This is a genomic window from Sphingorhabdus sp. (assembly GCF_046292425.1).
Lineage (GTDB): Bacteria > Pseudomonadota > Alphaproteobacteria > Sphingomonadales > Sphingomonadaceae > Sphingorhabdus_B.
The window spans coordinates 26,247-32,770 of the sequence record NZ_JBKBQV010000027.1 but is presented as its reverse complement, the minus strand read 5'-3'; the positions used below and the strand labels follow the sequence as shown (position 1 = coordinate 32,770).

The window sequence follows — 6,524 nt, the reverse complement described above, 5'->3', positions numbered from 1 at the left end:
ATGGCAGATGCAATTAAGGAGCCCGCCACGCGTCGCGAGATTGACGAAATGGAAAAATCCATCCAGTTCGTCGTACAGCATATGCCGACCCATTCTGAATATCTACAGCAATACTGCCCCGCGCCTGCGTGATTGGTTTGGTTGTTTCGGTAAGGCAGAGCTGGGCAGGAGCAACATTTAGACGCGTCTGTTGAAGCATAGCCCGGAGCAAAAATTGCCCCGGGCTAAGAACGCTTAAAATTTGTAGCCAACCTCAACGCCCACAAGGCGGCGTGCGCCAGGTGAAATGAAGGAACCGCCAAATTCGATCGCCGGAATGGCCTCGTTAATATACTTCCGGTCGAGCATATTGTCGGCAAAGGCCGTCACGTTCCAGTTTTCGCCCTCAAGCCCAAACCGCAGGTTTAGCACACCAAAAGGGTCTCGCTTGGCAACGCTGTAATTGGCATTGCCAACAAAGCCGGGCAGCGCCAACGCGGAGATTGGCAGCAATTGGCTGAATATCGTTGCGCGGGTCTGATCCTGGACTGTGTGGAACCATGTTGCACCAGTGATGCGGTAATCGGCACGCATTACGAGATCGATGTTATCATTTAATGGTGCGTCAACCTGGCTTCCAAGATTGATCGTGTAATCCGCCGTGTAAGGCGACTTATTGCCAACGGTGTACGGGCGCGACGCATTTTCCTTTATTTCGCTATCAGTCAAATTGACCGACCCAAATATCTTCCAGCCATCAACGATCCGGGCGGTCGTATTCAGTTCAACGCCCTTCACGTCAACCTTGTCAATGTTCGACACAACGCGCAGCAGTCCAAACGAACCGACGAAGAATTCGAAGAACTGCATATCGGTGATTTTCGTATAATAGCCTGCGAGGTCAAATGTTACGCGGTTGTCTAATAGTGATCCCTTAATGCCAGCTTCAAACGAGCTGGACCGTTCCTTGCGGAACTGGTCATTGATAGTAACGCCTGCACCAATCGCCGGAATATTGAAGTTCGAATTTACTAAAGCGGAGGAACCGGTGTTGTTAAACCCGCCCGATTTGAAACCAATGCCCCAGTTTGCGTAAATATTGGTCGAGCTGTTGGGTGTGAAGCTCAATGTGACCTTTGGCTGCACTTGCTTAAAGCTCGCGGACTTATCTGCAATGCTGCCAGTGGCCGGAAGTCCGGGGTTGATCTTCGCGCCCGTGATTGGATCAGCCACATTTGGCACAAGGTTGGATGTTTTGCGGTCCTCGACATCGTAACGTAACGCGATGCCGGCCTTAAACATGTCCGACATCTTATAGTCTACGGAGCCGAAAGCCGCGTATACGTCTGTTTTGAAGTTGTCATTGAACAACTGCGACGTCGGATTGCTGCTGCCTGGCGCGTTATACAGTTCAGGGCTGACCCCTTGTCCCAAATCTGCGCCAAGGCTGACGCCCACAGTACGGTCGATGTGTAGGCCATAAATACCCAATTGCCAGTTCAATGGTCCATCGCCGTTCGACGCCAGCCGTATTTCGCCGCTAATGTCTTTCTGGTTACGGATCTGCAACTGCGTGCCGTCGCATGTCGTCGGGCTATAGGCGCCAAAGGTGGATCCTGTGGCGGGTGCGAAAATAAATGGCACGGGGACCTGGCCAATAAAGCCAGGAGGGTTTAGCGGAAAGCCAGTCAATGCGGCGGTCGTCGCGAAGCATCTGTTTTGCACTGCCGTATTCGTTGCATTCGCAGGAGCACCGAGCGCAGGTGAGATGTATCGCGCGAAATCGGCCGAGGTACCATCCGCAGTAAGGTTTTGGTCGACATCGGAATAGAGCGCCCAAGCGGTCAGCCGTGTTGCGCCAAAGTCGTGATCGATCTTCGCCGAAAAGTCGATCGTGCGTTGGTCGTTCGTTGGCCGTATATTGCTATAATAACGAAGTTCATGCGCATCGACGTCTTCAAAGAAGGCGCCGCCAAAGGCTTCGATATGAAACACCGAGTTAAAGTTGATTGAGGCGCCTGACAGTTTGGAATAGCGCGCTTTCACATCGAGTTCGGTGGCATCGCCAAGTTGCGCCATGAAGCGGCCGTCGATGGAATAAACCTCCTGGTCGTCCACCACTTTCTGGTCCAAATACAGGTTGCGATAAAAGCCGTCCGTAGTCCGGTAATTCCCGGAAAGGACGAAGCCTGCATTCTCTCCCAACGGTGAGGAAATATAAGCTGAGCCTTCAATAGTCTGTTCATTGGCATAGCTGAATTTGACCGCACCCTCGAGTGTGTCGCCTGGCTTCACTGTCGAAACAACAATGGCACCTGCTGCCGCGTTGCGACCGTAGATCGCGCCCTGCGGTCCTTTGAGGATTTCGATCTGACGAAGCGTTCCTTGCGTCTGGTTCAATTGCGCGGTGTTGGTCTTCAAAATGCCGTCTACAACCAGAGCTACCGAACTCTCGGCGTCACGAGCACCGTTAATGCCGCGAATGTTGATCTGGGTATCGCCAGCCTCCGCAGTGCCGGTGACAATTGTGACGCCGGGTGTGAGTTGCGCAAAGCCTTGCGCATTATCGGCGCCTGTTTTTGCAAGCGCGTCGGCATCAATCACCGAGACAGATGCTGGTACATCTATCAGCCGTTCATTCTGTCGCCGCGCAGTTACGATGATTTCTTCAGCTTCAACGCCCTCATCGGCGGTTTGGGCAAATGCTGTCGTGGGTATTAAAACACTGACTGCAATCGATGAGAGGAGTGCACTTTTCCCGATACCCATGTAACCTTACCCCCTGTATTACCTAATATTGCTTTGGATGCAGCTTATTGTATACAAATACCATTCGTCAAGAGGAGCGTTACGGCCATGTCCAGGGCATCAGATCGCGCATATAACCACATCCGCAACATGATATTGTCGGGTGAGTTGCCCCCTGGTTCGCAAATCAGAGAAGAGGCGCTTGCCGAATTATGCGGTGTATCGCGAACCCCCGTGCGCGATTCGCTCCGGCGGCTGGAGGCTGAAATGTTTGTGCGCCGTAATGACTCCCAGCGCAGTTTTGTCGCAGATTGGTCGCTGGATGATCTTGAAGACGCCTTTCAACTACGCGCGATGCTTGAGGCGCATGCTGCAAAACGTGCAGCCTTGCGTGTCACGCGCGAGCAATTGGCGCGTATGCGGGTTCATAATGCCCAGCTTAAACAAGCCATTGAAGCCGCACATCCCGATGTGCCAAGTTTCCTTGATCACAACAGGCAGTTTCACGCCATAATTTTAGAGGCTGCTGCATCCGAGCGGTTGTCCAGCATGCTTTTACAGGTGACAGAGCAGCCCGTCATATTGAGAACGGCGCGCCAGTATGATCTTGAGAATCTGCGGCGTTCGCATCATGAGCACGAAGAGTTGTTAATTGCATTTGACAATCGTGACAGTGACTGGGCGGCAGCGGTTATGACGGCGCATATTCGGCGTGCATTTCACGCCTATGCAGAGGCGCATTCCACTGACACCGAAATTCAAAAGACAAATCTGGCTGCATAATCCTGTTTGATTTTGTATACAATTATGCCATCAGCTTGGGCGATGACCATGACTGACCAAATTGAATTTGTCGAAGTCGGACCACGGGACGGGCTTCAAAACGAGGCTGTGTTGATTTCGACAGAAGACAAGCTTGCGCTGATCAACGGCGTAATCGACGCTGGCGCGCGCAGAATCGAGGTTACCAGTTTCGTAAACCTCAACCGCGTTCCGCAAATGGCGGATGCCGAAGCCGTTTGTGCTGGCCTGCCAGTTCGCGAGGATATGACTTATATCGGACTGGTTTTGAATCGGCGCGGTGCGGAGCGTGCCCTTTCAACCGGGAGAATCGACCAGCTGGGCGCTGTAGCTGTGGCGACCGATACCTTTGCAATGGCCAATCAAGGACAAACCAGTAAGGAGTCCGTCGAAGCCGCCAAAGACATCATTGCACTGGCAAAAGCCGAAGGGCGGACCGCACAATGCACGATAGCCGCTGCGTTCGGCTGTCCTTTTGAAGGTGAAGTACCGGACCAGCGGGTCATTGAAATGGCTGTAGCAATTGCTGAAGCGGGACCGGTGGAAATTGCGCTCGCGGATACCATTGGCGTGGGAAATCCAACGCATGTCGCACGTCTGGTTGCGCAAATTCATAGGGAAGTAAATCTGCTGCCCGTTCGTGTTCATTTCCATAATACGCGCAACACTGGCCTCGCCAATGTTTGGGCAGCCGTATTGGCAGGCGCAACTGTTGTCGATGCGTCGCTTGGCGGCCTTGGAGGATGTCCTTTTGCACCAGGGGCCGCTGGCAATGTGCCGAGTGAGGATGTTGTCTACATGCTGGAACGGGCTGGCATTTCAACCGGGATGCATTTGGAGCGCCTCATCGAGACTAGCATCTGGTTATCGGAAATCATGGGCCGAAAACTGCCCGGCATGGTGGCGCAATCGCCACCATTTCCAAAAGTAGCTTAAGGGAGAGTTAGATGGGGTATCGGTTGGGCGTTGACGTCGGGGGGACTTTTACCGACCTATTGCTGTTCAACGCAGACAGTGGCGCATTCTGGAGGCATAAAACGCCGTCCACGCCGCATGACAGCAGCGAAGGTATCCTCAACGGTGTGAATGCCATCTGCGATCATGCTGGGGTGAATGCGGCAGAAATTGAATATTTCCTGCACGGGACGACGGTCGCAACCAATGCCGTGCTTGAAGGCAAAGGGGCAAGGGTCGGCCTAATCGTAACCGAGGGATATCGCGACATCATGCAGATCGCGCGGTCGTACGTGCCCGGCGGTCTTGCAGCATGGATTATTTGGCCAAAGCCAACGCCGCTGGCGGCTTTAGAAGACACTGTTACCGTCGGCGGGAGGATGAATGCGCAAGGCGACGAAGTGCGGCCCTTGGACGAAACGTCTGCCAGAACTGCATTGGCCTATCTCAAGGCGCAAGGCGTCGAGGCGATTACCGTCAGCTTCATGAACGCATACACAAATGGCGCGCATGAAAGCCGCGTCGGAGAACTCGCGCGCGAATTGATGCCTGATGTGCCTGTGTCGTTAAGCCATGAAGTGCTTCCTGAAATGCAGGAATATGAGCGGACGCTTACTACCGTCGCAAATGCTGCGGTGCGTCCGGTTGTTGGCAAATATATTTCAAATCTGCGCTGCAAACTGGCAGACGCGGGCTTTATTGGCAAACTGTCACTGCTGCGGTCTGATGGTGGATTGATGTCCGCGCAGAAAGCGCAGGAGCACCCAGTCGATATATTGATGTCAGGTCCGGCCGGTGGCGTCACTGGCGCGCTTTGGGTCGGCAGGAATGCAGGTATCAAGAATATCCTCACCTTGGACGTAGGCGGAACGTCAACCGACGTAGCGCTTATCGAAAATCTTGAACCACGCCGCGTCCGTACGACTGAGGTTGGCCATTTGGCGGTGCGCGCATCTTCGCTGGACGTCAAGACCGTTGGCGCGGGCGGCGGGTCAATCGCTTATGTGCCCGAACTGACCAAAGCCTTGCGCGTCGGTCCGCAGTCTGCGGGGGCTGTTCCCGGTCCCGTAGCCTATGGCAAGGGCGGCGAAGCGCCGACCGTCACGGACGCGAATGTCGTGCTCGGCTATCTGCCGGAAAACCTGTTGGGCGGTACGTTTCAGCTTGACCGCGAAGGCGCGAAAAAGGCGGTTCAGACGATCGCCGATGCACTTGGCATCGACCTGATGGCGGCAGCGCGCGGTATCATTGATATCGTTAACGAAAACATGTTCGGCGCGCTGCGCATGATTTCCGTCCAGCAAGGCTATGACCCACGCCACTTCGCACTGATGGGCTTTGGTGGTGCCGGGCCTCTTCACGTCAATGCAGTGGCAAGGCTGATGGGTAGCTGGCCTGCTGTATCGCCCGTCTCGCCGGGCGTGTTATGTGCGCTAGGCGACGCTACGACGCGCATGCGGACAGAAACGGCGCGCAGCTTTTCGCGACTGGCTACGACCACCGACGCAACCGAGCTTATCGCCATCCTCAAGGAAATGGCGCACCAGACACGCGCGGAACTGCAGTCGGACGGGATAAGCGACGACGACATCAGCAGCGAATTTGAAATTGATGTGCGCTATGCCGGACAGGCATTTGAAGTGCCGCTGACTATCACGCCGGAGGTTCTGGAGCGTGACGGTGTCGCTGGCATTTTGAAACGGTTTGATGAAGAGCATTTGCGGTTGTTCACGTTCAACATGGACACGCCGCACGAAATCGTCAACTTGCGCGCGGTTGCCTTGGGGCAGGCGCTCGACTTGCCTGCTGCGGAACTGCCCAAAGGTGATGGAAACCCGGCGGCAGCCAAAATGCGCGACCATGTTTTGTGGATGGACGGCAGGGAACAGGCTGCTGTAATCTATGATCGCGCAAAGCTGCTTCAGGGGGATGTCATTCCCGGACCCGCTATCGTGGTCGAGATGGACTCTACCACACTCATAGAAACTGGCTGCGTCGCGATTGTCGACAAGGTTGGCAACATCCTGATCAATCTGGCTTGA

General features: G+C 54.5%; 4 protein-coding genes. 3 read left to right on the top strand and 1 reads right to left on the bottom strand.

The window, feature by feature from the left end; all coding sequences use genetic code 11:
* Positions 1-234 precede the first annotated feature (234 nt).
* Positions 235-2,748 (bottom strand): TonB-dependent receptor, encoded by a 2,514-nt coding sequence (locus ACK4S7_RS07480; protein WP_409645555.1) that lies wholly within the window; start codon positions 2,746-2,748, stop codon positions 235-237.
* Positions 2,749-2,835: 87 nt separating this feature from the next.
* Between ACK4S7_RS07480 and ACK4S7_RS07475 the strand changes: the two genes are divergently transcribed.
* From ACK4S7_RS07475 to ACK4S7_RS07465, 3 genes are read left to right on the top strand one after another with little or no spacing between them, the layout of a single operon-like run.
* Positions 2,836-3,510 carry a GntR family transcriptional regulator gene (locus ACK4S7_RS07475; protein WP_409645553.1) on the top strand — a complete coding sequence of 225 codons (675 nt, stop codon included), beginning with the start codon at positions 2,836-2,838 and terminating at the stop codon, positions 3,508-3,510.
* Positions 3,511-3,558: 48 nt separating this feature from the next.
* On the top strand, positions 3,559-4,464 hold the full coding sequence (locus ACK4S7_RS07470; protein WP_409645551.1) for a hydroxymethylglutaryl-CoA lyase: 906 nt from the start codon (positions 3,559-3,561) through the stop codon (positions 4,462-4,464).
* 11 nt (positions 4,465-4,475) lie between these two features.
* Positions 4,476-6,524, top strand: a complete 2,049-nt coding sequence (locus ACK4S7_RS07465) for a hydantoinase/oxoprolinase family protein (protein WP_409645549.1) — start codon at positions 4,476-4,478, stop codon at positions 6,522-6,524.

Excerpts from the sequence above, each read along its gene's own strand:
- ACK4S7_RS07475 (WP_409645553.1), top strand. The coding sequence starts at position 2,836 with ATGTCCAGGGCATCAGATCGCGCATATAACCACATCCGCAACATGATA.
- ACK4S7_RS07465 (WP_409645549.1), top strand. The coding sequence starts at position 4,476 with ATGGGGTATCGGTTGGGCGTTGACGTCGGGGGGACTTTTACCGACCTA.
- ACK4S7_RS07470 (WP_409645551.1), top strand. The coding sequence starts at position 3,559 with ATGACTGACCAAATTGAATTTGTCGAAGTCGGACCACGGGACGGGCTT.
- ACK4S7_RS07480 (WP_409645555.1), bottom strand. The coding sequence starts at position 2,748 with ATGGGTATCGGGAAAAGTGCACTCCTCTCATCGATTGCAGTCAGTGTT.